This is a genomic window from Enterobacter sp. BIDMC 26 (assembly GCF_000534435.1).
Classification (GTDB): Bacteria; Pseudomonadota; Gammaproteobacteria; order Enterobacterales; family Enterobacteriaceae; genus Enterobacter; species Enterobacter ludwigii.
The window spans coordinates 4567105-4593103 of sequence record NZ_KI973182.1 but is presented as its reverse complement, the minus strand read 5'-3'; the positions used below and the strand labels follow the sequence as shown (position 1 = coordinate 4593103).

Annotated in this window: 22 protein-coding genes; 10 read left to right on the top strand and 12 right to left on the bottom strand. The window is 55.9% G+C overall.

The window, feature by feature from the left end; genetic code table 11:
- Positions 1-30: 30 nt before the first annotated feature.
- Complete coding sequence (gene cybC / locus L462_RS02085; protein ID WP_014168375.1) at positions 31-417, bottom strand: cytochrome b562; 387 nt, start codon at positions 415-417, stop codon at positions 31-33.
- 40 nt (positions 418-457) lie between these two features.
- Positions 458-1810, bottom strand: a complete 1353-nt coding sequence (pmbA, locus tag L462_RS02090) for a metalloprotease PmbA (RefSeq protein ID WP_032679509.1) — start codon at positions 1808-1810, stop codon at positions 458-460.
- A 95-nt stretch (positions 1811-1905) separates the two neighbouring features.
- Between pmbA and yjgA the strand changes: the two genes are divergently transcribed.
- A complete protein-coding gene (gene yjgA / locus L462_RS02095; protein ID WP_014168373.1) occupies positions 1906-2457 on the top strand; it encodes a ribosome biogenesis factor YjgA in 552 nt (183 codons plus the stop codon).
- Positions 2458-2549: 92 nt separating this feature from the next.
- On the opposite strand, the gene mpl is transcribed toward yjgA, so the two are convergent.
- Positions 2550-3926 (bottom strand): UDP-N-acetylmuramate:L-alanyl-gamma-D-glutamyl-meso-diaminopimelate ligase, encoded by a 1377-nt coding sequence (gene mpl, locus L462_RS02100; protein WP_025205787.1) that lies wholly within the window; start codon positions 3924-3926, stop codon positions 2550-2552.
- 197 nt (positions 3927-4123) lie between these two features.
- Here mpl and fbp point away from each other — a divergent pair, with 197 nt between their 5' ends.
- Positions 4124-5122, top strand: a complete 999-nt coding sequence (fbp, locus tag L462_RS02105; RefSeq protein ID WP_020882906.1) for a class 1 fructose-bisphosphatase — start codon at positions 4124-4126, stop codon at positions 5120-5122.
- A 148-nt stretch (positions 5123-5270) separates the two neighbouring features.
- Positions 5271-5627: a helix-turn-helix domain-containing protein gene (locus tag L462_RS02110; protein ID WP_025205788.1), complete on the top strand. Its 357-nt coding sequence runs from the start codon at positions 5271-5273 to the stop codon at positions 5625-5627.
- Here L462_RS02110 and L462_RS02115 read toward each other — a convergent pair.
- The 5 genes from L462_RS02115 to ytfQ form a co-directional block, all read right to left on the bottom strand.
- Positions 5599-7170, bottom strand: coding sequence for a methyl-accepting chemotaxis protein (locus L462_RS02115; protein WP_025205790.1), 1572 nt, complete (start codon positions 7168-7170; stop codon positions 5599-5601). The two genes, L462_RS02110 and L462_RS02115, sit on opposite strands and share 29 nt — an antisense overlap.
- 93 nt (positions 7171-7263) lie before the next feature.
- A complete protein-coding gene (yjfF, locus tag L462_RS02120; protein WP_032679508.1) occupies positions 7264-8265 on the bottom strand; it encodes a galactofuranose ABC transporter, permease protein YjfF in 1002 nt (333 codons plus the stop codon).
- Positions 8252-9277: a galactofuranose ABC transporter, ATP-binding protein YtfT gene (gene ytfT, locus L462_RS02125; protein ID WP_025205793.1), complete on the bottom strand. Its 1026-nt coding sequence runs from the start codon at positions 9275-9277 to the stop codon at positions 8252-8254. Before ytfT ends, yjfF begins: the two co-directional genes overlap by 14 nt.
- A 10-nt stretch (positions 9278-9287) precedes the next feature.
- Positions 9288-10790 (bottom strand): galactofuranose ABC transporter, ATP-binding protein YtfR, encoded by a 1503-nt coding sequence (ytfR, locus tag L462_RS02130; RefSeq protein WP_020882911.1) that lies wholly within the window; start codon positions 10788-10790, stop codon positions 9288-9290.
- Between the two features lie 124 nt (positions 10791-10914).
- Positions 10915-11871, bottom strand: coding sequence for a galactofuranose ABC transporter substrate-binding protein YtfQ (gene ytfQ / locus L462_RS02135; protein WP_020882912.1), 957 nt, complete (start codon positions 11869-11871; stop codon positions 10915-10917).
- 309 nt (positions 11872-12180) lie between these two features.
- Between ytfQ and ppa the strand changes: the two genes are divergently transcribed.
- Together ppa and L462_RS02145 are read left to right on the top strand one after the other, a co-directional pair.
- Complete coding sequence (gene ppa, locus L462_RS02140; protein WP_020882913.1) at positions 12181-12711, top strand: inorganic diphosphatase; 531 nt, start codon at positions 12181-12183, stop codon at positions 12709-12711.
- Between the two features lie 511 nt (positions 12712-13222).
- Complete coding sequence (locus tag L462_RS02145) at positions 13223-13516, top strand: hypothetical protein (protein WP_032669643.1); 294 nt, start codon at positions 13223-13225, stop codon at positions 13514-13516.
- 42 nt (positions 13517-13558) lie between these two features.
- Here L462_RS02145 and L462_RS02150 read toward each other — a convergent pair whose 3' ends face one another.
- From L462_RS02150 to tamA, 3 genes are read right to left on the bottom strand one after another with little or no spacing between them, the layout of a single operon-like run.
- Positions 13559-13903: a gamma-glutamylcyclotransferase family protein gene (locus L462_RS02150; RefSeq protein WP_014168360.1), complete on the bottom strand. Its 345-nt coding sequence runs from the start codon at positions 13901-13903 to the stop codon at positions 13559-13561.
- A 2-nt stretch (positions 13904-13905) separates the two neighbouring features.
- Positions 13906-17682 (bottom strand): autotransporter assembly complex protein TamB, encoded by a 3777-nt coding sequence (tamB, locus tag L462_RS02155; RefSeq protein ID WP_032679507.1) that lies wholly within the window; start codon positions 17680-17682, stop codon positions 13906-13908.
- Positions 17679-19412, bottom strand: coding sequence for an autotransporter assembly complex protein TamA (gene tamA, locus L462_RS02160; RefSeq protein WP_020882918.1), 1734 nt, complete (start codon positions 19410-19412; stop codon positions 17679-17681). Before tamA ends, tamB begins: the two co-directional genes overlap by 4 nt.
- Before the next feature lie 225 nt (positions 19413-19637).
- Between tamA and msrA the strand changes: the two genes are divergently transcribed.
- Complete coding sequence (gene msrA / locus L462_RS02165; protein WP_020882919.1) at positions 19638-20279, top strand: peptide-methionine (S)-S-oxide reductase MsrA; 642 nt, start codon at positions 19638-19640, stop codon at positions 20277-20279.
- Here msrA and L462_RS02170 read toward each other — a convergent pair whose 3' ends face one another.
- Positions 20280-21338 carry a LacI family DNA-binding transcriptional regulator gene (locus L462_RS02170; RefSeq protein ID WP_014168356.1) on the bottom strand — a complete coding sequence of 353 codons (1059 nt, stop codon included), beginning with the start codon at positions 21336-21338 and terminating at the stop codon, positions 20280-20282.
- A 193-nt stretch (positions 21339-21531) separates the two neighbouring features.
- Here L462_RS02170 and L462_RS02175 point away from each other — a divergent pair, with 193 nt between their 5' ends.
- The 4 genes from L462_RS02175 to L462_RS02190 are packed head-to-tail and all read left to right on the top strand — an operon-like array spanning position 21532 to position 25995.
- On the top strand, positions 21532-22683 hold the full coding sequence (locus L462_RS02175; RefSeq protein ID WP_032679506.1) for a Gfo/Idh/MocA family protein: 1152 nt from the start codon (positions 21532-21534) through the stop codon (positions 22681-22683).
- A gap of 16 nt (positions 22684-22699) precedes the next feature.
- Positions 22700-23878, top strand: a complete 1179-nt coding sequence (locus L462_RS02180; protein ID WP_032679505.1) for a Gfo/Idh/MocA family protein — start codon at positions 22700-22702, stop codon at positions 23876-23878.
- Positions 23879-23880: 2 nt separating this feature from the next.
- On the top strand, positions 23881-24948 hold the full coding sequence (locus L462_RS02185; RefSeq protein ID WP_032679504.1) for a Gfo/Idh/MocA family protein: 1068 nt from the start codon (positions 23881-23883) through the stop codon (positions 24946-24948).
- A gap of 12 nt (positions 24949-24960) precedes the next feature.
- The gene (locus L462_RS02190) at positions 24961-25995 is read left to right on the top strand and encodes a Gfo/Idh/MocA family protein (RefSeq protein WP_020882923.1); all 1035 of its coding nucleotides are present in this window, start codon (positions 24961-24963) and stop codon (positions 25993-25995) included.
- Positions 25996-25999: the final 4 nt, after the last annotated feature.

Here is a 25999-nt window from a genome sequence, read left to right as displayed (position 1 = left end):
CCCCCGCACGGGGAAAGCGCGTACCGAGAATTAACGATACTTTTTGTGATAGGTATTACGCGTGGTCACAAACTGGTCGGCTGCCGCCTGGGCTTCCTTCACTTTGCCTTCGTTGGCAAGCTTCAGTGCACCGTCAATCTGGCCGACCAGCACGTCAAAGCCGTGGCGGTAGTCTTTCATCTCAGCGCTGTCTGCCGCTTTATTTTCCAGCTTTGGCGGCGTGGATTTCTGCGCGTCCAGTGCCGCTTCACGCATTTTGGTCAATGCGCCTTTCATTTCCGCCGCATTGTCCGTTTTCTGCACCACCTTCAGGTTTTCACTGAGGATGCCCATGTCGTCTTCGAGATCGGCAGCAAACGCAGAAGAACCAAGAACCAGCGTTGACGCTGCGACGATCGCTAACAGGTGTTTACGCATTGCTCACTTCCTTTTTTATTATTAAACGCCTTTACGGGTATTACTGCCCGGCGATTTTCATCTCCGGTAAGAGGACTGAACCACACTGTATATTGCTACGTGTTTCAATATCGTTACCGACAGTAACAATATTGCGCCACATGTCTTTCAGGTTGCCGGCGATGGTAATTTCGCTAACCGGATACTGAATTTCACCGTTCTCAACCCAGAAGCCCGCTGCGCCGCGCGAATAATCGCCGGTAATGCCGCTTACGCCCTGGCCCATTAACTCAGTGACGACCAGACCGGTGCCCATCTCTTTAAGCATCTGCTCAAAGCTCAGGCCCTGACCCGCGATTCGCCAGTTGTGAATGCCGCCCGCGTGACCGGTGCTTTTCAGACCCAGCTTGCGCGCAGAGTAGTTGGTCAGCAGCCACTGCGTCAGAATGCCGTCTTTGATGATATCGCGGCGCTCGGTGCGCACACCTTCGCTGTCGAACGGCGTCGAGGCCAGCCCTTTCAGCAGGTGCGGATGCTCTTCAATGGTCAGCCATTCCGGCAGGATCTGCTTGCCCAGCGAGTCGAGCAGGAACGTCGATTTACGGTAAACGGAGCCCCCGGCAATCGCCCCCACCAGGTGGCCAAACAGGCCGGTCGCCACTTCATTGGCAAAAATGACCGGGGCTTTCATGGTGGAGAGTTTACGTGGCGACAGACGGGACAGCGTGCGCTGCGCGCATTCTGCGCCAACCCACTCAGGAGACTGCAAATCGCCCAGCGCGCGACCGATGGTGTAGGCGTAATCACGCTCCATATCCCCGTTCTCTTCAGCGATAACGCAGCTGGAGAGCGAATGGCGCGTTGAGCAGTAGCCCTGCAGCATCCCGTGGCTGTTACCAAACACTTTGATACCGTAGTGGCTGTTAAAACTTCCGCCTTCGGTATTGGTGATGCGTTTATCGGCCTGCAGGGACGCCTGCTCGGCACGGGCAGCCAGTTCGATCGCTTCGTCCGGCGTCACTTCCGCCGGGTGGAAAAGATCGAGATCCGGGGCATCGAATGCCAGCAGCTCTTTGTCGGCAACGCCGGCGTAAGGATCGGGCGAGGTGTAACGCGCAATATCCAGCGCAGCCTGCACCGTACGGGCAATGGCATCCGGGCTGAGATCGGTCGATGACGCGCTGCCTTTGCGATTCTGGTGATAAACCGTGATCCCCAGGGCGCCATCGCTGTTGAATTCTACATTTTCCACTTCGCCGTAGCGGGTGCTGACGCTGATGCCGGTGGTTTTGCTTACCGCCACTTCGGCGCCATCTGATTTACCTGAAGCGAGCGTCAGCGCGGTGGAGACGGCTTCTTCCAGAATCTTACGCTGCGCTTCAACTTGTGAGGTTACTTTCATCGCAAATGCCATACTGTAAGAGAGAGTTAATTGAAGTCTAACAGAGAACCGTTTTTCAGTGCGCGTCTTAACTGGTAACATTAGCCTCTTTTTTTAAGGAGCCTGACATGACTAAGCAGCCCGAAGACTGGCTCGACGACGTTCCCGGTGATGACATCGAAGACGAAGATGATGAGATCATCTGGGTCAGTAAAAGTGAAATTAAACGTGACGCCGAAGAGTTAAAACAGCTTGGCGCGGAAATGGTAGAACTGGGTAAAAACGCGCTGGATAAACTCCCGCTCGACCAGGATCTGCGCGATGCCATTGAACTGGCACAGAAAATCAAGAAAGAAGGCCGTCGCCGTCAGCTTCAGCTTATCGGTAAAATGCTGCGTCAGCGTGACGTTGAACCGATCCGCCAGGCGCTGGACAAACTGAAAAACCGCCACAACCAGCAGGTTGCGCTGTTCCATAAGCTTGAGCAGATCCGCGATCGTCTGATTGAACAAGGTGATGATGCGGTACCGGAAGTACTGAACCTGTGGCCGGATGCCGATCGCCAGCAGCTGCGTTCGTTGATCCGCAATGCCCAGAAAGAGAAAGAAGCGAACAAGCCGCCGAAGTCTGCACGCCTGATTTTCCAGTATCTGCGTGAGCTGTCTGAAAACGAAGAGTAAGCACAGCATCGTTGAGTGCCCTTAACCCCGCCCCTCTCCCTGTGGGCGAGGGAGAAAAAGCCCGGTAAGCGTGAGCGCTACCGGGCTTTTTTTTACTCGGCGACCGCCTGCGCTTTCTTCGCCAGACCGTCCAGCAGCTTCTGATGGATCCCACCAAAACCGCCGTTGCTCATCACCAGAATGTGATCGCCTGGCTGTGCGGCTTTCACCACCATATCCGCCAGCGCATCCACATCCGCACTCCAGTGCGCAGGCTGAATGCAGGCATCGGCCACTTCGGCCACCTGCCACGGAATATGCTGCGGCTGCAGCAGGAAGACTTCATCGGCACGCCCTAAGGATGGCGCAAGATCGTCTTTGCAGATGCCCATTTTCATGGTGTTCGAACGCGGTTCCAGCACGGCCAGAATGCGGGCGGTCCCGCCGACTTTGCCGCGTAAAGCTGCAAGCGTCGCCAGAATGGCGGTCGGGTGATGCGCAAAATCGTCATACACCGTGACGCCGTGGGCTTCACCGCGCAGCTCCAGACGACGGCGGGCGTTAATGAACGAGCCTAACGCATCCGCCGCATCCGCAGGCTGAACGCCCACATGACGTGCCGCGGCAATCGCCATCAGGCCGTTGTGCATGTTGTGCTCGCCCACCAGGCCCCACTTCACCTCACCCACTTTCTCACCGTCGAGCAGCACTTCCCACTCGGAGGCATCCGCGTTAAGTTTTTTCGCCTGCCAGTGCCCCTGCTCGCCCACCAGCTCCTGCTCGCTCCAGCATCCCATCGCCAGGGTTTGCTTCAGGTTGATGTCGTTTTCCGGCAGGATGATGCGGCCCTGACCCGGAACGATGCGCACCAGATGGTGGAACTGTTTCTGAATCGCTTTCAGGTCGTCAAAAATATCGGCGTGATCGAACTCAAGGTTGTTGAGGATCAGCGTCCGCGGGCAGTAGTGCACAAACTTGGAGCGCTTGTCGAAGAACGCGCAGTCATACTCGTCGGCTTCGATCACGAAGAACGGGCTGTCACCCAGACGCGCAGAAACATCGAAATTACCCGGTACACCCCCGATCACAAAACCTGGCTTATAACCACAGGCTTCGAGGATCCAGGTCGCCATTCCGGCGGTCGTGGTTTTGCCATGCGTTCCGGCTACGGCAACGACCCAACGGTCGCGCAGCACGAAATCATGCAGCCACTGCGGGCCAGACATGAACGGAATGTTGCGTTCCAGAACCGCCTCAACGCACGGATTACCGCGGGTCATGGCGTTGCCAATGATCACCAGATCCGGCTCAGGATCCAGCTGGCTGGCATCGTATCCCTGAATCAGAGAGATGCCCTGTTTCTCCAGAAGCGTGCTCATCGGCGGATACACATTGGCGTCCGAACCTGTCACTTCATGGCCCAGAGAGCGCGCCAGCATTGCCAGTCCGCCCATGAAAGTGCCACAAATCCCCAATATATGAATGCGCATACGTCACTATCCTTCTTCAATGTGGCGCACATTTTACTCACATGTCAGCGACAGCGAAACGCATTTCAGGTAAATCCGTATATTGCTGGCGCGATTCACCTCTGCGCTAATATTTGAATGTTTGTTAAGATTGTTGGGCTTTAGTCGTTTTAGTGAACATACAATCGCTCTACTCACAAAGATGCAGGGAAAGTGTTATGAAAACGTTAGGTGAATTTATTGTCGAAAAGCAGCACGAGTTTTCTCATGCTACGGGTGAACTCACTGCTTTGCTGTCGGCAATAAAGCTGGGCGCTAAGATCATCCACCGTGATATCAACAAGGCCGGTCTGGTCGATATCCTGGGTGCCAGCGGTGCCGAGAACGTTCAGGGCGAGGTTCAACAGAAACTCGATCTGTTCGCAAATGAAAAACTGAAAGCTGCACTGCGCGCGCGCGACATCGTGGCGGGTATCGCCTCCGAAGAAGAAGATGAAATTGTCGTTTTCGAAGGGTGTGAACACGCTAAATACGTTGTGCTGATGGATCCGCTGGACGGTTCCTCTAACATCGACGTTAACGTTTCTGTCGGTACCATTTTCTCCATCTACCGCCGCGTCACGCCTGTTGGCACGCCGGTGACAGAGGAAGATTTCCTGCAGCCGGGCAGTAACCAGGTGGCGGCCGGTTACGTCGTTTATGGCTCCTCCACCATGCTGGTGTACACCACGGGCTGCGGCGTTCACGCCTTTACTTACGATCCCTCGCTGGGCGTTTTCTGCCTGAGCCAGGAACGTATGCGCTTCCCGGAGAAGGGCAACACCTACTCCATCAACGAAGGCAACTACATCCGATTCCCGAACGGCGTGAAGAAATACATCAAGTTCTGCCAGGAAGAAGATAAAGCCACTCAGCGCCCGTACACGTCCCGCTATATCGGCTCGCTGGTTGCTGACTTCCACCGCAACCTGCTGAAAGGCGGTATCTACCTCTACCCAAGCACGGCAAGCCACCCTGACGGCAAGCTGCGTCTGCTGTATGAATGCAACCCAATGGCGTTCCTGGCCGAACAGGCTGGCGGCAAGGCGAGCGACGGTAAAGAGCGTATTCTGGACATCGTGCCGGAAAGCCTGCACCAGCGTCGTTCGTTCTTTGTCGGCAACACCCATATGGTTGATGACGTTGAACGTTTTATCCGTGAGTATCCGGACGCATAACCCATAACACGGGGAGCCCTTCAGGCTCCCCGCTTCATTTATATATTTTACCGTATAAGTGTTTATAAAAAACACGCTTTAATATTCGGTTTTGCTCCTGCATTATTTCCATAACAGTTTGACAAATATTTCCTGGAGCCTAACCGTCATGAAAAATTATTCCCGTGCTAATACCGGCATTGATTTAAATCTTATCCCTGTTTTTATTGAAGTGGTCCGCTGCGGCAGTATGGCAAAAGCCTCTGTACGTCTGGAGATGTCGCGCCCCGCGGTGAGTCTGGCATTAAAACGCTTTAATCAGCTGTTTGACGAGCCGCTATTTTTCCGCAAAGGGTTATATCTTGAGCCGACTGAAAATGCATTAGCATTAACCCAGTCTCTGGAAATATTAATGGGCGATATTCACGATAATATTGGCGCATTAAATTCAGCGACACATAAAACCCCGACGCAGAATGCGCCGGGGCGGGAAAATATTATGCCGCTGTCTGAGCCGTCAGTTTAAATGATGCCATGGCGTCCATCAGCTGACGCGATTGCTCTTCCAGCGAGCGCGTCGCGGCAGAAGATTGCTGGACCAGCGCCGCATTCTGCTGCGCGGTTTCGTCCATCTGATTCACGGCAATATTCACCTGCTCAATGCCGCGACTCTGCTCCTGGGACGCGGTCGCAATCTCGCGCATCAGTTTGGTCATGCGCAGTACTTCTGTTGCGATCTCATCCATCGTTTCGCCAGCCTGCTGCGCCAGCTCGCTGCCTTCGTTTACATGGGTCTGAGAATCACTGATAAGCGAACGGATCTCTTTTGCTGCGTCAGCGCTGCGGCTGGCGAGGTTTCGCACTTCACCGGCGACAACGGCAAACCCGCGCCCCTGCTCACCCGCGCGCGCTGCTTCCACCGAGGCGTTCAGCGCCAGAATATTGGTCTGGAAGGCAATGCCGTCAATGACGCTCAGAATATCGGCGATGCGTGCCGAACTGCCGGCGATATCACGCATTTTTTCAATCACGTAGCAGACCATTTCGCTGCCGTGATCGGCGGTGTCAGACACGGATTTCGCCAGCTGGTGCGCCTGCTCGGCGTTGTCTGCATTGAGTTTCACCGTGGCGGTGATCTCTTCCATGCTGGCGGCCGTCTGCTCAAGCGATGTCGCGGTGGATTCCGTGCGCTGGGCAAGATCCATGTTCCCCGCCGTCAGCTCGCGGCTGCCGGTATCAATTTGCGAGCTGGCATCACGTACCCGTAAAACCGAGTTCATCAGAGACTGCCGCATCCCCTCAATGGCCGCGTTCAGGCGGTTAAACTCCTGGCTCGCCGGGTCATTCAGCGTGTGGGTTAAATCGCCCGCCGCCACGTTCTCCAGCTGAGCAATGGAGGCCGAAAGCGGTTTGAGCAGCATGTGACGCAGTACCAGCCACGCCAGCACAATAATGCCAGCCGTCAGCAGCGCGGCCACCACGATCAGGATCAGTACCCGGTTTTTGCTCGACTGCACGGCCTTCACTTCCGCTTTCCCGCGCGCTTCGCTCCATTTCTGAAAGACCTGCATATCATTATCAAACTGCGCCGCCACCGGGATCAGCGTGTTCTCCAGCAGATCGTAATAGCTGTCTGCGCTCTGATCGTTCAGGGCTTTCAGCATCGGGTCGATCCCCTGCTGGTTATAGGTCGCCAGACTCGCGGCCACCTTATCCAGCAGTTTTTGTCCCTGCTCATCCGCCACCCCGCCGTCGATCACGCCTTTCAGCGTTTTACGGGCCTGGGCAATCTCCTGATTGATGTTTTTCACCGATTTGGCCGCATCATCCAGCATGCCGATTTCCATCATCCGGACCGCCTGACCCGCTTCATTACGCGCGCGCAGGATCAGGGTATAGCCAGAATTAAGCTGCACCATCTGCTCACCCTGGAGATGGTTGATGCGCTGGAGTGAAGAAGAACTCTGTGTGAGGGCATAAATGCCAATGCCGCTGACAATCAGCAGCAGAAGGGTCATAACGGCCAGTAAAGAGAGCAAGCCGGTACGAATCGATAGCGTTTTAAGCATGATATTATTTCCGGTAGCGAGATATTTCTGGGCATAAAAAAAGAGTATCGGCCGCTACCGGAAAATGTTTAGACTTTAAGCAAATTCAGCGTGTTATGGCTCTGTTATTGAAGTGTTTACACGGGTAACAGGCGAGCTTTGTCGGTTCTCCCAGAGCACCGTCAGGCCGCGCTGCAGGGCGATAAAAATAAACAACAGAATGCCAATGGCGATCTTGGTCCACCATGAACTGAGCGTGCCGTCAAAGTTGATATAGGTCTGGATCAGTCCCTGGATCGCCACGCCGAACAGCGTCCCCAGCACCGTGCCAACGCCGCCGCTGAGCAACGTGCCGCCAATCACCACCGAGGCGATGGCATCAAGCTCCACCCCGACGCCTGCCAGGGCATAACCCGCCTGGGTATAAATCGAGAAGACGATACCCGCCAGCGTCGCCAGTCCGGTCGAGAGCATATAGATGCGGATTGTGGTGCTGCGGGTGGAGATCCCCATCAGGTTTGCCGAGGTGGCACTGCCGCCAATGGCATAGACCTGATTACCAAACCGGGTACGGTGGGCAAGGAAGATCCCCACCACCACCACGCCCAGCATCAGCAACCCCATCGCGCTCAGACGACCGCCCCCGGGGATTTTCCACGCCAGGCTGGAGAGCGTGTCGTAGACAGGATGGTTAATCGGAATCGATTCTTCCGAGACCAGGTAGCTCACGCCGCGCAGGAAGAACATGCCGGCGAGGGTGATAATAAAGGCCGGAATTTTCAGCGCGTCGATCAAAAGCCCCATAAAGGCGCCAAACGCGCAGCCCATCACCAGCACCAGCGGGAAGGCCAGCAGCGGTGAGATCCCCCAGAAACCGATCGCTTTTGCGAGGAATACGCCCGTGAAAGCGATCACCGACCCAACCGAGAGATCGATCCCGCCGGAGAGGATCACAAAGGTCATGCCAACGGCGATAATGCCTAAAAAGGCGTTATCCGTCAGAATGTTGCAAATCACCCGGGTAGAGGCGAAGCCCGGGAATTGCGTCAGGCAGTAGAGATAACCCAGCACAAACACGCCCAGGGTGATCATTAACGGTAAATTACGTTTTATCATGGCCACGGATCCCTTTAATGATGCTGACAAAGCGCGGCGACTGGACGATCAGCACGCAGAGCACGACCACCGCTTTCACCACCTGGTTGAGTTCCGGCTGAAAACCGGAGAGCAGGATCCCGGTATTCATACCCTGAATAATCAGCGCGCCGATCACCGAGAGCAGCAGATTAAACCGCCCGCCCATCAGCGATCCGCCACCAATAACCACCGCCAGGATCGCATCCAGCTCCAGCCATAGCCCGGCGTTGTTGGCATCCGCACCACGGATGTCCGCCGCGACGATCACCCCGGCAATGGCGGCGCAAATGCCGCTCAGCACGTAGGTCAGCATGACCATCAGCCGCGTATTAACCCCGGCGTTTCGCGCCGCACGGATGTTAATCCCGACCGCTTCAATGAACATGCCCAGCGCCGTTTTACGGGTAAAGAGCCAGAACACGACTAATGTGACCAGCGCAATAACGATCGGCGTCGGGAAGAAGAACAGTTTACCGCTGCCAAGCCATGCCAGGCCGGGGGAGTTGAAGGTCACAATCTGACCCGAGGTGATAAGCTGTGCCACACCGCGTCCGGCCACCATCAGGATGAGAGTGGCGACAAACGGCTGAATTTTCAGGACCGCCACCAGAATGCCGTTCCACAGTCCGGCCAGCACCCCGGTACCTAATGCAGCCAGCAGCACCACCGGCAGGCTGTGCCCGGCGACGGTCATGGACGCTGCCGTGGCGCCGGCGATGGCCATCACCGCACCGACGGAGAGGTCAATCCCGCCGGTGGCAATCACCAGCGTCATACCAATGGCCAGAAGCGCCACCGGGGCGGCACGGTTTAAAATGTCTATCGGACTGCCAAACAGCCGGCCATCCTGCACGATAATCTGAAAGAAATGCGGGGCGACCAGGCTATCGATCAGCAGCACCAGCAGCAACGCGATAATTTGCGGCGTGCCGGTAGGCCAGGTGAAGCGGCGCCTGGTTGCACCGGTTTGCGGAAGCGAACGGGGCATCACGATTAACTCCTTACGCCGCGATGGCATTCATGATTGCCGGAACGGACAGTTTATCCAGCGGGATCTCTGCCACCTGCTTACGATCGCGCATGATGATGACGCGATCGGCATACCCCACCAGCTCTTCCAGCTCGGATGAGATAACCAGCAGCGCCAGACCGTCTGCACACAGCGTTTCGATAAGCCGGATAATTTCGGCGTGCGCCCCAACGTCGATACCGCGCGTCGGTTCATCGAGGATCAGGAACTGGGGTTTAGTCAGCAGCCAGCGTGACAGCAATACCTTCTGCTGGTTGCCACCGGAGAGAAATTCAATGGGCTGTTCAGCGCTCGGCGTACGTATACCGAGCTGACGGATAAATCGCTCGGCAATGGCGTTTTGTTCTTTCCGCGGGATGGGGCGTAGCCATCCGCGCTGCGCCTGCAGAGCCAGAATGATATTTTCCCGCACCGAGGCGGCGGCAATTATGCCATCGGTTTTCCTGTCTTCCGGGCAGAAGCCCACGCCCAGGCAGGAGGCCTGATGCGGCGATCGCAGGGTCTGCGGTTTACCTTTGATCAGCGCGCTGCCGCTGTCCGCAGGTTTGATCCCGAAGATCACCTCAGCGGTTTCGGTGCGCCCGGAACCCAGCAGGCCCGCCAGCCCGACAATTTCACCGGGCCGCACGTCCAGATTAAAGGGTGAGATCACCCCTTTTTTGCCAAAATCGCTGAAGGCTGCGACCGGTTTATCGCTGAGCAGCGTGCGGCCTGCACGCTGAAGCGCGTTGGTTTCCAGCTCGCGGCCCAGCATCATTTTGACCAGTTCTATCTGCGGCAGCTCGCGGGTTTCGCGGCAGCCGACAAAGCTGCCGTTGCGCAGCACCGTGATGCGATCGCTGACCTCATACACCTGATCGAGGAAGTGGGTGACGAAGATCAGGCTTACCCCCTGATCGCGCAGCTGGCGCATCAGGGTAAAGAGCATTTCGACTTCCTGGGTATCCAGGCTCGCGGTGGGCTCATCGAGGATCAGCACTTTCGCGGAGAGATCGATCGCCCGGCAAATCGCGACAATTTGCTGCATCGCGACGGAAAAACGGTTCAGCGGTTCGCGAACGTCCAGGGAGAAGCCATAGGATTCCATCAGCCTGGTGGCCCGCGCTTCCATCTCTTTGCGTCGCAGCAGGCCGAAGCGTCTTGGCTCACGGCCGATAAACAGGTTATCCGCCACCGACATATTCGGCAGCAGGTTCACTTCCTGGTAAACCGTCCCAATCCCCAGCTGCTGCGCATGGGCGGTGTTTTTTGGCGAAATGGCGTTGCCTTCTAGCCAGATTGTGCCGCGATCGGCATGGTAAACGCCGGTAAGTGCCTTAATCAGCGTCGATTTTCCCGCACCGTTCTCTCCCAGCAGCGCCATAATCTCACCGCGTCGCAGGCTAAAATCAACGTTATCCAGCGCTTTTACACCGGGGAAAAACTTGCTTAAGCCCTCTGTGCGGAGGATTTCCTGGTGTTGTGTGTCGGTCATGTTTCCCCCTCACCCTCGCCCTCTCCCGGTTGGGGAGAGGGAAATGTTCATGCCAGTCTACCCGCCCTTGTACACCCTCTCCCCTCAGGGGAGAGGAGGGGAGTAAGGGGCGAGGGAAAAGGCCTTAGTAGCCCATATTTTTCTTCTTCTCTAACTCTTCTTTCGCGGTGTCAGGCAGGTAGAGCGTTGATTTGGTGATCGTCACTTTTTCAGGCAGGGTGCCGTCTTTCTTGAATTTCTCCAGCGCATCGAATGCCGGGCCGGCCATGTTTGGCGTCAGCTCCACGCTGGCGTTCGCTTCGCCGTCCATCATCGCTTTATAGATATCCGGCACGCCATCGATAGAGCCCGTGAGGATATCTTTGCCCGGCTTCAGCCCCGCTTCTTTGATGGCCTGAATAGCCCCGATCACCATGTCATCGTTGTGGGCGTAAACCATGCAGATGTTCTTGCCGTTGTTTTCAGCCTTGATAAAGCTCTCCATGACCTCTTTACCTTTACTGCGGGTAAAGTCGCCGGACTGAGAGCGGATAATCTTAATGTTTGGCGCTTTGGCGATGGCCTCCGCGAAGCCTTTCTTACGATCGATGGCCACGCTCGCCCCGACGGTACCCTGCAACTCAACGACGTTACACGGCTTGCCATCCACCTGTTTCACCAGCCAGTCACCAATTAATTGACCCTCAAGAACGTTATTGGCGGTGACGGTGGTCATATAGAGAGATTTGTCTTTTACATCAATGGAACGATCGAGCAAAACAACCGGGATCTCAGCGTCTTTCGCTTCCTTCAGGACCGGCTCCCAGCCAGTGGCCACGACCGGCGCAATAAAGATGGCATCAACGCCCTGGGCGATAAATGACCGCACGGCTTTGATCTGGTTTTCCTGTTTTTGCTGCGCATCGGCGATTTTCAGGGTGATACCGCGTTTCTGGGCCTCGCTTTTCGCAACGTTGGTTTCTGCCGCTCGCCAGCCGGATTCAGAGCCGACCTGGGAAAAACCTACGGTTAAAGGGGCGGCCATCGCCATAGACGACATGGCTGCCGAAACTGCTGTGACAAGAAGTAAGCGCTTCCACATATGAACGTCCTCGTAGGGGTGTTTATTGTTGGTTAAAAGATGTTCTGCGAAATGACTATAGCCAATGAAATATGTAACGAATTGCGTTACATCACACTTCAGAAAAGTGAATAAAACGTTAATCACAAGTTTGTAATCGCTTTCATTTCACCATTAAAAAAGCGGCTGAGTTTATGGATTTTTCTGCCATGGAATCGGTCTGAAAAGTGGGGAGAACGTGGAGAGAAGACGAAAACAGGCGGAGACATTCAGCGCCAGTTGGCTATAATACCTGCCACTTGTTTACCATCCATTTTAAAGGACACAGACATGAGCTTACTCAACGTCCCTGCGGGTAAAGAACTGCCAGAAGACATCTACGTAGTTATCGAAATCCCGGCTAACGCAGATCCTATCAAATACGAAGTGGACAAAGAGAGCGGTGCGCTGTTTGTAGACCGTTTCATGTCTACCGCCATGTTCTACCCATGCAACTACGGTTACATCAACCACACCCTGTCTCTGGACGGTGACCCGGTTGACGTACTGGTCCCAACGCCATACCCACTGCAGCCAGGCGCAGTCATTCGCTGCCGTCCTGTTGGCGTGCTGAAAATGACCGACGAATCTGGTGAAGATGCGAAACTGGTTGCTGTTCCGCACACCAAACTGAGCAAAGAGTACGATCACATCAAAGATGTGAACGACCTGCCAGAACTGCTGAAAGCGCAGATCACTCACTTCTTCGAGCACTACAAAGACCTCGAAAAAGGCAAGTGGGTTAAAGTTGACGGCTGGGAAAACGCAGAAGCAGCGAAAGCGGAAATCATCTCCTCTTTCGAACGCGCTGCGAAGAAGTAATTCTTACCGCTGAATAATAAGGCCCCGCGAGTCGGGGCTTTTTTGTGCCTTGCGTCTGACGCGACACTGGCACGCTAAATACGGTATAGCGGGTACCATTTCAAGGAACCAGCAGAATATATGAGCTTGTGACCCCAGGTTTTGTCCCCGGCAGAGCCGACCTGTTTGAAGAGCTTGCAGGGTATTATGAGAGTGATGACCTGATATTTACCGATAGAGGTCTTTGATATTATCTAACGCTATTAATAGCCTGCATTTGCCCTACTCGCTGCGTTAAAACAATTACCGACGAATATGCCCGTTTCGTGTCTGCTTCAGGGCTTTATGAAGACAGGTGTGTCTACCCTTTTTGTCGCAATGTACAGCGGGTAGAGTAAACGGCATACCCTGAGCTCAGGTGCTACTAACATCACCCATAGCTATTTTTTAATCGAGTTGCTGGCCAGCACACTCCTGACCGTCGCGATTGTGGGCGTTTTACATGCTACGTTTCTTTCTTCACAGCATAAAGATGGGCTACATAAAGGCGTTTGACTGTTACGGCAAAGACAGCAAATGGCAGTATCTCTGCATCATGACATTCCAGCTCGCCTGGTTTTTGTTTTATTTATGGATCCCCTACCGTAGCGATTATGCCATTTTGCTGTTTTTACTGTTTTTTATTCCCGTCATTTCAAGCAATACGCGGTGCATCAACTACTACGGCTTTTCACGCGCCCTGTGTCTGATATGGCTGGTTGCTCCGTACATCATGCTTTTCGTTCCGCTGTTTTTGACCCGACGCCGAAGCACAGAAGAGAGCTAAGCCCATAAAAAACAACGCCACCTGACGGTGGCGTTGTTTTTTTCAGTACTGGTCTCTGTCTAACCAGTTACCGCTTACAATCCGCTTTAACCCCTCGACCGGACGCTGGTAGACGTACATCCACGCACTTCCATACGGCGTCTGGATCAACTGGCGAGCGTATTCACCGCCCCTGGTGCGCAAGGCATCAAGTTCGGCAAGTGTAGCATTATCAATACGATAAACTTCACCCTGTACTGTTCCTTCCCCAGGAACCGCGCCTGGATAGTGGCCCAGGCTATACAACTGGTAGTTCTCGATATTGTAATTCCCCAGCAGCAGGGCATTGGTCATCCAGTGACTGTTGCCTTGCTTGGTTCGTAAACTGCCGTAGACAAATATTCGCATTGCTAAAACTCAAACTGATAGAGCAGATCAAGTGCCTGGTCTACGCCGGACACTGCTTCCAGATATAGCTTAGGCATAAGGCGATAGCGTAACGTGAGTGTTGCCAGTGAGTCAAAGATCCCCACGCCATATTTTACCTGCAGACCCGGCAGTACATAGCCACTGACCACCACTTGCGAGGAGTCACCCACGCCCTGAGTGTCCAGTGCCAGATTGCTTACGCCGAACGTCTCGCCGATTTTACCCACAACCTGCCCACTTTGTGCAACCCCCAGACCCACTAACATCGAGGTCATCGCTGCACTGTCGCTCTGGCCGCTCTCCAGTCCTTGCCCACGCAGCAGGTAAGACAGGGCTTCCTGTTGCGACATTGCCGGGTCGGAGAAGATCTCCGCCTTAGGCTCATCAGCAGAACCGGTAACGCGAACACCCGCAATAACGTCGTTTTCGGTGGCTTCCGGGTTACGAATCGCTTCGATATTGAGCAGTGGCTGATCCGGCGGGCCGGAGAACAGCAGTTCACCTTTACGCACAATCAGATCCTGACCATAGGCATGGAAGCGCCCTTCAGGAATATTGATCTGGCCGTTCAGACCCAGTCCCTGTTTGTCCTGCGCGACTTTCAGATCCCCTGTCAGTCTCGCCTTCAGCCCAAACGCATCCAGACGCACGTTATTGCCGACGTGAACGGTGAGGTTACTGTTGATCGGAATACCAGCGCTCTTCTGCTCAACGGGTTTGAGATTTTCATTGAGCATGACTTCGTCACTGGAGACGCCCACCGCGCTCTCAGGCACCTCGTGCACCACGATGCGTGCCCACGGTACGTCCACGTTGCCGTCCAGCGTGAAGAGGCTTGGGGTGGCTTCAAAGACAATATCCGGGGATACGTCCAGACGTACCATCGGCGGTACGGTGATCCGCACCTTGCTGCCTTTGGCCGCAACACGGGCCCGCCAGTTATCAAGCTGGCTCCAGTCGGCGTCGCCGCTGAGGTTGATTTGCCCCTGCTGGGTACGCACCACCCCGGCGAGGGTCGAGCTCATCCCATTGAAGTTCATCGCAATCTGGCTTGGCTGCATATCAAACGGCATAAAGTTGCCGTCGATATCCACGCCGTTAAGCTGCATCTGGCCAAACAGCTGCGGACTTTGCGCATTGCCCGCCAGGCGCAGGTTCGCGCTGAGCATCCCCTCTGCTTTTTCTCCACGTGAGAAAATCGGGTTGGCCATCGCCAGGTTGAAGTTGCGGATATTAACGTTACCGGCGAGATTACGGCGTCCTTGCGGATCGGTAATCTGCACCTGCCCGTCAAACTGACCGTTGTTGGTCAGACGGATAAGCCACCCCAGCTCCGCGCGGTTGTTATGCAGATCGGCACTCAGGTTGAGGGTATCAAACGCCACCGGCAGCGGTGCGTCGTTCACCTCCTGTATCACCTTCACGTTACGACCAGAGAGCGTCACGCTCCCCTGCGGCAGCCCCTCTTTGGTCGTGTCCCATGCGACATCGGCTTTCCCGCTAAAGACGCCGCTGGCCTGAGTCGTCTCCGGCATAAACGGTTTTAGCATCGCCAGGTCGAAGCGATTAAGGTTGATCTGCGCACGCCCTTCAGCCCCCGCATCAATGGTCTGCGGCACGCACAGTTCCGCATTCGGGTTGGTCCAGCAGTGCGGTCCGATACTGATCTTTTGTTCGGCGTTGCGGTAGTCCAGCGCGATAGAGCGGGACAGCGCCAGCGGCCCTACCGGGGTGTTGAAGCGGGTATTGTCCAGCGTCCCTTTCCAGCGCGCCTGTTTGCGATCAAAGCTACCGGTCAGATGAAGCTGACCGGATACCGGCTCGCCCTGCACCTTAAGCTGGAGATCGTGCTGTTTTTCGTTACCTTTGGCATCCAGAGTGACCAGATTAATGTTCACGTCGGGCTGAGAAATGCGCTCCACGCGCAGGTTCAGGTTACCGCCAATCTGATCGGTGGATTTCACATCCCCTTCGACGCGAACCCGCGCAACGGTCAGCGCCTGCCAGCGCAGGTTGCTGGCGGTGATATCGGCCAGCAGCTGCGGAGCCTCTACCGTGCCGCGCACCTTCACTAACCCTTTCGCCGTACCGCCCAACCCTGGCAGGGCGTTATCCAGATTTGGCGCATCAATGGTGGCATCCAGATTAAGATCTTTCACCCCCAGCTCGCCTTTGATATCCGCCGTGTTACGGCCCAGCGCCACGTGCAGACCCGGGATCACCCACTGCAGATAGCTGTTGCCCTTCAGCGAGCCTTCAACGTTGACCTTATTCTGCTTCACGTTACCGGTAAGCTTGATTTCCGGCACGTCCATCTGCCACGTACCGCCATACAGGCTGCCGCGGGTTTTGATCAGGCCGTCCAGTTTTGATGGCCAGTCCGGCACCTCTTTGGCCGTGTTGATCCCCGTCAGCTTCAGCTCGCCGCGCCAGCTGATCGCCTGCTGCCAGTCGAGCAGCGCGGTGAGTTCAGTTTTGCCTTCCAGCGCCGCGACGGTCAGTTTGTCGAGATTCACCTGCTGCTCGTTGCCTTTAGCATCCAGCGTAATCGTCGCAGGCGGAACACCTTGCCCCTTCACCGCCGTGCGGAACGACAGGGTGTAATCCGTCATTTTGCCGCTCAGCTTGAGCTTCAGGTCATCGGCCTGGAACTGTTTTTCGCCGGTGAACGGCCAGTAGAGCTGCTTACTGACAACCTCAAGGTTGAGCGGCAGCCCCGCTTCCGCCAGCTGCGTTTGCGCGCGCAGATCCATATCCACCGGGCCGGAGAGGTTAACGCCGACATCCAGTTTATCGCGCAGCGCCCCGCCCACTTTGACCTTCACTTTTTCGCCTTTCAGCGGGTCGATGTTGAGCGAACTGTTCAGGGTGATATCCACCGGCCAGTTGTCGCGCAGCAGGGCATTTCCTGACGCGTTAACCGAGCCCTGGTTGGTGTCGATATCCAGCGCGTCGAGCTTCATGTTGCCGTCGATGCTGCTGACTTTAAGCAGCATGTGGAAGACCGTCAGATCGGTATCGCCGGTGAGACGCAGCTGCTCGCCTTTAAACGCTTCGATATTCAGGTTCAGCGGCAGATGGACGTCCGTCATCTCCGGCAGCACAGGTTTAGAGAAGAGATCTTTCAGCGTTTCGCCCAGCGGTTTCTCTTCCGGCTGCGGGTTCTGGATCTTCGGTTCGACAATTTCTTCCTGCGCCACGTCCGCCACTTTCGGCAGCGCAATCAGCAGCCCCTGAAGGGAGGTTGGCGTCAGGGTGAGGTTTTTCTCCTGCCAGCGCAGGCCGGAGGTGAAACCCATGACGGAGACGGTGGTGTCGTCGATTTTGACATTGACGTTATCCAGCGCCACCCGATAGAGGGCAATCGGATACGGTGTGGAGAGATTCAGCGGGCCGCTATCCTCTTCCTCAACGGGGGCCGATTTCGGCATTTTCTTCGAATCTATCGCCACGTTCACGTCTTTCAGCGACAAATCGTTAACGCACAGCTTGCTGTCCCGCAGACAGCCCAGCTTCACCGCGAGGTGAAATTCCCCCGCGTTTACCGCCACGCCAGGCTGCTCGTAGCGGATGTTTTTCAGACGCAGATCGCGCCAGCCGCCTGTCACCTGGCCAATTTCCAGCCCGGGAACCCAGCGGTTAGCCGCGTTAAACAGCAGATGCAGGCCAGACGTCGTTCCGACCAGAAACGCCACCGTACCGAGCAGCAGTACGATAAAAATCAGCACCCCGAGGCTTATCTTCTTCCATAAACTCATAATTCAGGCCCCAGACCGATGTAAAACTGTAAACCGTGTTCTTCTTTATCACCCACCGGCACGGCGAAATCGAGCTTGATTGGCCCGACGGGAGACTGCCAGCGTACGCCCACGCCCGCGCCGGTTTTAAAGTCGCTGCGGCGGATATCGCTTACCGCTTCGCCGCCGTCGACAAACATCGCGCCCCACCATTTTCCGCTGACGTTGTACTGGTACTCCAGCGAGCCGGTAGCCAGCTTGGAGGCACCAATCAGCTTGCCGTCATCATCTTTCGGCGCGATGGACTTGTATTTGTAACCGCGAATACTGCGGTCGCCACCGGCGAAGAAGCGCAGATCCGGCGGAACTTTGTCGAAGTCGCCGGTTTCAATCCAGCCGAGGTTGCCGCGCATCACGAAACGGTGTTTGTCATACAGCGTGCGGATCCAGACGTTTTGCGCCTGAATTACCGAGAAGTCCACATCGGAGCCCCACATGGTGTTGGAGTAATCGATGGAGTAACGCTGGGAATCGCCCCAGGTTGGCATCAGGCCGCCGCGCGAGCGGGTACGGCTGATCATCACCCCCGGGTAGAGCAGCATGGTGGTGTTGGTGACGTTGGCCTGGGTAAAGTGGTCCAGACTCCAGCGCAGGTTAATGGCGCGCTGCCAGCCGCTTGAGAGGTCCCAGTATCGCGATACCGCAAGCGTGGTGGAATCTGCCTCGGTATCGTTCAGGTCGGTACGCTTAAAACCGCCCTGAACAAGGTAATACTGTTCAAGCGGGTTTTTCAGCAGCGGCATTTTGTAGCTGAAATCGAGCTGCTGTTCCGGCGCCGAGATACTGGCGCTGGTGGTCAGGCTGTGACCGTATGAGTTCATCCACGGCTTTTTCCACGTGGCTTTCACGCGCGGACCGACGTCGGTCGAATAACCAACACCGGTCTCAATGGTGTTCTCGGTGCGCGGCGAAACAACGCCATGCAGCGGCAACACCTTGGTTTTGCGCGATTTATCAAACTCCGGCGCGACAACCACCGAGTTAAACCACCCGGTGGCGGAGAGGCGGCGGTTCAGCTCCGCCAGATCACGTGACTGGTAGTAATCGCCCTTTTTGAAAGGCACGAGGTTTTGCAGATACTCTTCACGAATTTGTGAGCCTTCGAAGGTCACATCGCCGAAACGATAACGTTCGCCGCTGTCATAATCGATATCCCAGAAGGCCTGGTGCCTGTCGAGCGCAATGCCCAGCTGGCTTTTGTCGAACTGGCTGTCAAAGTACCCCTTACGCAGGGAGACGCTCGTCAGCTCTTTTTTGAAATGGTCGTAGTCACCGTGGTTCAGCACGGTACCGTTTTTCGGCCGCGTGCTGAGCAGATCCAGGTAATCCCGGTCCGTACGCGCGCCGCCGCGCAGAATGACGTTAGTGCCGCCGATCAACACCGGCTCACCCGGTGAAACGCGGGCAATAAGCACCTGCCGCCCCTTCTTTGGCGGCGGACGGAGATCGAAATCAATGGTGGGTTCGTAATAACCCAGCGCTTTCAGCCCTTCGCGGATCGCATCATCCACGCGCGCGCGAAAACGCCGGTCCGGCGTCACTTCGTCGCTCTCGATGGTCGACAGCTGCGCACGCACGTTTTTTTCCAGCGCCCCGGATAACCCCTCAACCTGCAAACGGACATTCGCCGCGCTGGCAACCCCGCTTGTCAGCAATAAACTGACCAAACATAACTGGCGGATTTTTGTCACGTTTTCTCCTGAATATCCCTTTTTCCACCCTGGAAGCAAATGAAGTGCCGCTCCGCGGCAAAATACGGCCTGTTAGCCAAAAACCCACATCACGGGTTGAAAACGGGTGTAACACCCAAATATTTCTTATGATTAAATCTAGACTCATTCAGCGCATTTATTGTGTTCAATTAAACGCTTCGTGACAACCTTAACCGAAACATCGCAGCCCGGGAGGCCCCCATCGTGAGTTTATTCGACAAAAAGCATCTTGTTTCACAAGCTGATGCATTACCGGGACGCAACACCCCTATGCCTGTGGCGACCTTACACGCCGTGAATGGCCATTCAATGACAAACGTTCCTGATGGAATGGAAATCGCCCTGTTCGCCATGGGCTGCTTCTGGGGCGTAGAACGCCTCTTCTGGCAACTCCCCGGCGTTTACAGCACCGCGGCGGGCTACACGGGGGGGTATACGCCAAACCCAACCTACCGCGAAGTGTGCTCTGGCGAGACCGGTCATGCCGAAGCCGTGCGCGTGGTGTATGACCCTGCCGTCATTAGCTATGAGCAACTTCTGCAGGTGTTCTGGGAAAACCACGACCCGGCCCAGGGCATGCGTCAGGGTAACGACCACGGCACCCAGTACCGCTCGGCTATCTACCCTCTCACTCCTGAGCAGGAGACGGCCGCCCGCGCAAGCCTTGAGCGCTTCCAGAAAGCGATGCACGATGCCGGTGACAACCGCGAGGTCACCACGGAAATCGCCTCTGCCAAACCGTTCTACTATGCGGAAGACGACCACCAGCAGTACCTGCATAAAAACCCGTACGGCTACTGCGGTATCGGGGGTATCGGCGTCTGCCTGCCGCCACAGCTGGCCTGATTACTGGTCTAGCGCCACGCGAGCCGCGTGGCGCGTGGCGTTACTGACCGACCCATAATTCATGACTTTTCCCTGCAACAGCAGGTTAAAAACCGGTGCCTGCGGCCTGTTAAGGCGGGTCTGCAGCAGGTGCACGGCCTCAATCCCCAGTTCGCGGCAGGGCACCGTGACCCCCGTGACCGGTTTTTCCAGCCGGTGCGCTAAATTCCAGGCAAAATCGGTGGTAATCAGAGAGATGTCTTCCGGGACGCGCAGCCCGTGGCGGGTTAATGCCCTCACCACACCTTCGGTCATGCTGGTGCTGTTCGGGAAAATCACCTCTGGCCACTGCGCTCTGTCATGACTCAGCAGCCACTCATCCAGCGCCCGCTCGGCTTCGTCTGCGGTAAACCACTCCGTCACGAGTAAATCACGCTGCGGCTCAAAGGCGACGTGAAAATGGCGATACGCCTCTTTAATGCCATCCAGACGAGCGTAAAGCGTATCTCGCCGAAGGCAGGTCAGCGTCAGGACCCGCCGGTGCCCCTGTTCAAAGAGATACTGCATGGCGGTGAAGCCGATCGCCCGGTGATCGGGTGATACCGAATCCAGTACCCGCTCCCGGTCCACGGAATTAATTAAGACGCAGGGTTTATTGAGCGTGCTGGCCAGTTTAAATATGGTGGCATCATCAGTACCAATAATAATTATCGCGTTGATGTTCTTCTGGCTGGCCTTTTCCATAAATAATTTTACATCGGCGTGCTGTTCTTCTAATCCGCAACAGCTGACCCACACATTGTGTGGCGAGCAGGCCTCAGCAATCCCTTTGGTCACCTCAAGATAAAAAATATCGCCGCGCCCCTGAAAGGTTCTTTCTGGGGCAAAAACGGCAATACCGTTAATCAACAGCCGTCCACTGGCCATGGACTCCAGCACGCCCAGCTCTCGGGCGGTGCGAACGATCGCATCCCGGGCTTTATCGCTGGTATATGACTTGCCGCTTAATACCCTCGACACCGTGCTAACGGAATATCCCGTGAGGGCCGCGATCTCCTCCATTTTTAACCTGCCCGGCATAGTGTGACCTCGCTCTCAATCAGTTTTTGCAAATATTTGCAGAAACAGCCTTTTGATTTTAAAACCAAATTTCAGAAAGCCTGGAGATTACTTATTCACCTTGCGAGTATTCTCACAAAAACACATTGTCGCTACGCCTCGCCTTTCCTATTTTCCGGTCATCACTTCTTTTCAACTGAAATTAAGGTGTGACATGGAGAAGGTACGTTTTGGCATTATTGGTATAGGTAATATCGGTACGGTCCACGCACGTTATTTACTCGCGGGTACGGTCAATGACGCCTGCCTGACGGCAGTTTGTGAAAATGCGCCGGAAAAACACCCGGCCATTCGCCAGCTGGTGGGGGCCATTCCCCTGTTCAGTGATGCCCAGGAGATGATCCAGAGCGGGCTTATCGACGCGGTGATTGTCGCCACGCCCCATTACGAACATCCGCGCCTGTCGATGCTGGCGATGCGTAACGGCATTCATACCCTGTGTGAAAAACCGGCAGGCGTTTATACGGCGCAGGTCCAGGAGATGAACGCCTGCGCGCGCGAGTGCGACGTGGTGTTTGGCATCATGTACAACCAGCGACCAAACCCGCTCTACCGGAAGGTTAAAGATCTTATCGACAGCGGCGAGCTAGGCGAGATCCGCCGCTCTAACTGGATAATCACCAACTGGTACCGCTCGCAGAGCTACTACAACTCCGGCGGCTGGCGCGCGACCTGGAAAGGAGAAGGCGGCGGCGTCTTGCTCAACCAGGATCCGCATCAGCTCGATCTCTGGCAGTGGCTGGTGGGCATGCCGGTCCGCCTGCGCGCGTTTTGCCAGTTCGGCAAACATCGTGACATTGAAGTGGAAGACGAGGTCACCGCCTATGCCGAGTATGCCAATGGGGCTACCGGTGTATTTATCACTACCGTGGCAGAAACGCCGGGGACAAATCGCCTGGAGATCGTCGGGGATCGCGGCAAAGTGGTCGTCGAAGAGGGGCGGCTTCGCTACTGGCGGCTACGTGAGTCCGAAACCGACTTTAACGCCCGCTGGCAAAACGGTTTTGGGGAGCCTGAATGCTGGGAGGTCGACATTCCTGTCGCCGCCGAATGCAGCGAACATCATGTCATTACCGCAAACTTCTGCGCCGCCATCCTGCGCGGTGAACCGCTGATTGCGCCGGGCCTGGACGGGCTCCACGGCCTGACGCTCTCCAATGCCATGCATCTTTCCACCTGGACTGACGACTGGGTCGAACTGCCGATCAACGAGAAACACTACTTGCGCCTGCTCCAGCAACGCATCAGCACCTCAGTTGCTAAAGAGGCCATAAACGTGACGCTTGATGCCTCAGGCACCTGGTAACTCCGGAGACGACACGATGCTAAATATCGCCATTGTAGGTACAGGCAATATCTCACATAACCATATTCAGGGTTATTTGCAGTTTGGTCAGCGCTGCCGGATTGTCGCGCTGGTGGATATCTACCCGGAAAAAGCGCACGAGAAAAAAACGCGCTACGGCCTGACGCAGGCCCGCGTGTATGAGAGCCATCAGCAGATGCTGGCATCCGAACCAGACGTCGATATCGTCGATGTCTGCACCCCGCCGTATGTCCACGCACAGATAAGCATTGATGCACTGGAGGCCGGGTGCCATGTGCTGTGTGAAAAGCCGATGGCCGCCTCGCTTGAGGAGTGCGACGCGATGATTGCGGCTCAGCAGGCCAGCGGCAAAACGCTCTCCATCATTGCGCAAAATCGCTTTACCGATGCCTTCTGGCGCTTAAAAGCAGCGCTGGATTCCGGCCTCGCGGGCAAAATCTGCCATGCGCAGGTGGATTCGTTCTGGTGGCGCGGCCACTGCTATTACGATCTGTGGTGGCGTGGCACCTGGGAAAAAGAGGGGGGCGGCTGCACGCTCAATCACGCGGTTCACCATATCGACGCTATTCAGTGGATGCTCGGGTTTCCATCCGAGGTGGTGGCGATGATGACCAACGTGGCGCATGACAATGCCGAAGTGGAAGACCTCAGCGCCGCAATATTCAAATATCCCAGCGGCGCACTCACGCAGCTTACCGCCTCGGTGGTGCATCACGGCGAAGATCAGAAGATCGTCATCCAGGGCGATCGCGCGCGCATCTCTGCCCCCTGGCAAGCCTGTGCCAGCGTGAGTGCTGATAACGGTTTTCCTCAGGAAACTCACGACCAGCAACGGGAAGCACAGCTCAACGCTGTTTTTGCGCAGACGCCGGCACTCGCGTGGACGCTGCATACCGGGCAGATAAACGACCTGCTGCTGAGTATTGAACGCGGCACGGCTCCGCTGGTGGATGGATTACAGGGAAAACGCTCGCTGGAGTTGATTACCGCAATTTATAAATCTGCCATCACCCGCACCGTGGTCTCGCTCCCCATTCCACGTGACGATCCGTTTTACCGTACCGGCGGGATTAACACCCTCGCCCCCCGTTTTCATGAGAAATCCGCAAGCGTGGCCAACTTCAGCGAAGTGGGCGCTATCCCCCTGGGTAAAGATCTGGATCGAGGAATCTGAAGATGAATAAACATGACGGAATGAACTACGCGCCAGTCGGCAAACCTCAGCCCGTTGTCCGGGAAGGTGAATTTGTCTTTGCCGCTGCCGCGCTTGACCACGGGCATATTTATGGAATGTGTAACGGGCTGATTGAAGCCGGCGCCACGCTGAAATGGGTTTACGATCCCGATCCGTCCAGAGTGGATAAATTTATCCAGCAGTATCCGCAGGCCAGAGTGGCAGATTCGCTGGAGGCGATCCTCGCCGATAACGAGGTACGTCTGGTGGCAGGCGCCGCCATCCCCTCTGAACGCTGTGCGCTGGGGCTGAAATCGATGGCAGCGGGGAAGGATTACTTTACCGACAAAGCGCCGCTCACCACCCTTGAACAGCTGGCAGATGCCAAAGCGATGGTTGAAAAAACCGGTAAGAAATACGCGGTTTACTACAGCGAACGTCTGCATGTTGAGAGTGCTGTCTTTGCCGGTCAACTGGTAAAGCAAGGTGCCATCGGCGACGTGGTACAAACGCTGGGGACAGGCCCACACCGTGAAGGCGAAGGAAGGCCAGACTGGTTTTACGATCGGCGATACTTCGGCGGCATCCTGTGTGACATCGGCAGCCATCAGATTGAGCAGTTCCTTTTTTACACCGGCAACCGCGATGCCACCGTGATAGCAAGCCAGGTCCGGAACGTTAAACACCCGCAGTACCCCGCCTTTGAAGATTTTGGCGACGCAATGCTCAAAGGCGAAAACGGCGCCAGCGGCTACTTCCGCTGCGACTGGTTTACCCCGGACGGGCTGTCCACATGGGGTGACGGGCGACTGACGCTGCTCGGCACCGAGGGCTACATCGAAATCCGCAAATACGTCGATTTAACCCGTGGCGAGCAGGATGTGGTTTATCTCGTCAATAAAGAGGGGGAGTTCCGTTATCCGGTGGCAGGCCAGGTCGGATTCCCGTTCTTTGGCGAACTGATCCTCGACTGTCTCCATCGGACTGAAAATGCCATGACGCAGGCGCACGCCTTCAAGGCTGCGGAGCTCTGCGTGAAGGCTCAAATGCTCGCCAACGCGGCGGGTTAAGGGGAGCCGGAGATGACTATCCTGAATACCGCTATCATCGGCGGCGGGGCGATTCATGGCTGCCATGTCAATGCCCTGCGCCAGATACCCAACGTCGCGCTGCGTGCGCTGGTCGACATCGACAGCGTTAAAGGACTGGCGCTGGCGAAAGACTATCAATGCCGTTTTTATCAGGATTACCGGGAAATGCTGCTGGATGATGCCATCGACGTGGTACACATCTGTACGCCCCATTTCGAGCATAAAGAGATGATTCTGGCGGCACTTGCCGCCGGGAAGCATGTTTTTTGCGAAAAACCGGTGGGCATGAACACCCGTGAACTCATTGATATCACCCGTGCCGCCGATCGGGCTCAGAGCCTGCTCGGCGTGTGCTATCAGAACCGGCTCAACCCCACCAGCCAGCGTATTCGGCAGGAGTTAGGCCATGGACAGCTGGGGAAAATGCTCAGCATCAGGGCAGTACTCACATGGTCACGCGCGGGCGCTTACTACACGCAAAGCCCCTGGCGCGGTCGGCTGGCAACAGAAGGCGGGAGTCTGCTGATCAACCAGGCAATCCATACGCTCGACCTGATGCAGTGGTTCGGTGAAGGCGTGACGCGAGTGAAAGGCGTGGTGGATAGCGGTGAGCTGGCAGACGTGACCGAAGGCGAAGACAGCGCAATGGCCACGCTACACTTCGCCAACGGCGCCCGCGGCCTGTTTTATGCCAGCAATTGCCACACCACGGACGCCCCTCTCCTGCTGGAGATCCACTGTGAACACGGCTCGCTGCTGCTGAATGACAACACTCTCTGGCGCGTCACACCGGGTGAGCGGTTAAAACTGGCAAGCGATGATTCCCCCGACGGCACGGTAAAAAGCTACTGGGGGCTGGGTCATCAGCAGGCGATCCACCGGTTTTATACTGCCGTTCATCATCCGGAAAACAGAGACTATATCGATATCCGTACCGCCGGAAAATCACTCACCCTTGTGGAGGCTATTTATCGGTCATCTCAAACAAGACAATGGATAAATATCAACAACCAGAACGTAATTTGAATTC